The organism is Flavobacterium sp. Leaf82 (genome assembly GCF_001422725.1).
GTDB lineage: Bacteria > Bacteroidota > Bacteroidia > Flavobacteriales > Flavobacteriaceae > Flavobacterium.
This window is the reverse complement of record NZ_LMMA01000030.1, coordinates 1-1,612: the sequence shown is the minus strand read 5'-3', so window position 1 is coordinate 1,612 and position 1,612 is coordinate 1. Positions and strand designations below refer to the sequence as shown.

Below are 1,612 nucleotides of genomic sequence, written 5' to 3'. Positions count from 1 at the left end.
ACCACATTATGCTCGGATGGTGAAATTGGTAGACACGCTGGACTTAAAATCCAGTGAACAGCAATGTTCGTGCGGGTTCAAGTCCCGCTCTGAGTACTGAAACTTCAATTGGCTAACGCTAATTGAAGTTTTTTTTGCAAATAACTGAAATATATTCATTTATCTTTTGATAAGACCAATTGAAAATCTTATTCATAAGAATTTCAATTGGTCTTAAGTTGTTGTAGTGATAGGAATAGGATCATTTACGAAACTAAATTTCCGGTGAAGCCTATAAAAAAAACTTTTATATAAGTAATCAAAAGAGAAGATCCAGCTTGAAATTTTATAATCTTTTTTGATTTTTTACAAGCTGAAAACCATACTTTTTTATACTTCTTTTCTGTAAAGTGTTTTAAATTTTTTCCTTATCAACATCTTTTATGAAAGTAATTACACCACTCATGAAGACTTGCTGATCATCCCACATTGCTAAATGACTTCCATTTGGACAATATAAATAACGACCTTTTTGGACTAATTTCGGTATTGATGATTAGATGTGTTTATTTTTAGATATTTTTAAGTTTAATAAAAAGAGTAAGCAAAAAAAACATACAAAATAGATAATTCTACATATTATTATCATGGCTAATGGAATATAAAATTTGTTATTTATGATGGAGCTTTTTGGAAAATATTCTAATTGTTTAGGATTTATATGATTATTTATAATGTTTAAGAAACAGCTAGTATATGTGCAACGGTAGTTATTATAAAACTGCAAGATTGAGAGTATCACTAAAAAGTTAGTAGCCTTACACAAGATTTTAATTTAAAAGACGTATAGCTCTAGATGTAAAAAAGCTCTCAATTATATAAAAACTATCTAATTATAGACATTTTGTATGATTTAAGAGATGATGAAATTATTACGTACACAAGAAAACGTCGAATCATATTAATTTATAATGTAGTTTAATCAAGAATTGATAAGAAATAAAAACAATGAAATTATAGAACGTTGTTAGAGGTATAACAATATTTTTTCATCATATGTTTTCTGAGTAATTAGTTCTTTACCATTTATTTTTAGATATTTAAGATTTTTAAATAAATTTTTTAATATGGTTTAGGTATCGATTGCATGAACAACGATTTTTTAAAATTAGTTATGTATTTAATTGAAATTATTTTTGCCGAAATTTGTAGCCCCTATCCAATAATAGGTATTTTGTTCATTGTCGATGTTAGTTATTTACTAAAACATTCCGTAAATTTTATATAAAAACTCCGTAATATATTAATTCATTCGTTTAATATTTTTGAAAAAAAGAGTTGTTTTAAATAACAGCAATTTTATATTTTTAAAAATACGAATTTTAAATTTTATGAGTAAGAACAGTGTTTCTAGTAATGTTAATTTAGTTTCGAAATATTGGAATAAAAAGATTTTTAAAAGAAAAAAAATATCTAATCAAAATAGTGATGTTGAGTTCTTGCCAATTGTTAATCTGAATTTTAATGGGTTAACATATTTTCATAAACTTACCGGTAATAATGAGCTTGCACAGTTTACCGTTGTAAGTTCAGTTTATAGTTTTTTATTAAAAAGACTCACTTCAGACTTTGA

General features: G+C 25.4%; 1 protein-coding gene, 1 tRNA gene and 1 pseudogene. 2 read left to right on the top strand and 1 reads right to left on the bottom strand.

Annotated features, from left to right (window positions below):
- The first annotated feature begins 10 nt into the window (after nucleotides 1-10).
- A tRNA-Leu gene (locus ASF10_RS14410) sits at nucleotides 11-96 on the top strand.
- A gap of 298 nt (nucleotides 97-394) precedes the next feature.
- Here ASF10_RS14410 and ASF10_RS24530 read toward each other — a convergent pair.
- Nucleotides 395-523: pseudogene (locus ASF10_RS24530) on the bottom strand (proline iminopeptidase); the annotation flags it as partial.
- Between the two features lie 847 nt (nucleotides 524-1,370).
- Between ASF10_RS24530 and ASF10_RS24440 the strand changes: the two are divergent.
- Nucleotides 1,371-1,612, top strand: a 242-nt coding sequence (locus ASF10_RS24440) for a hypothetical protein (RefSeq protein WP_206743365.1), incomplete at its 3' end; no start/stop codon positions are given.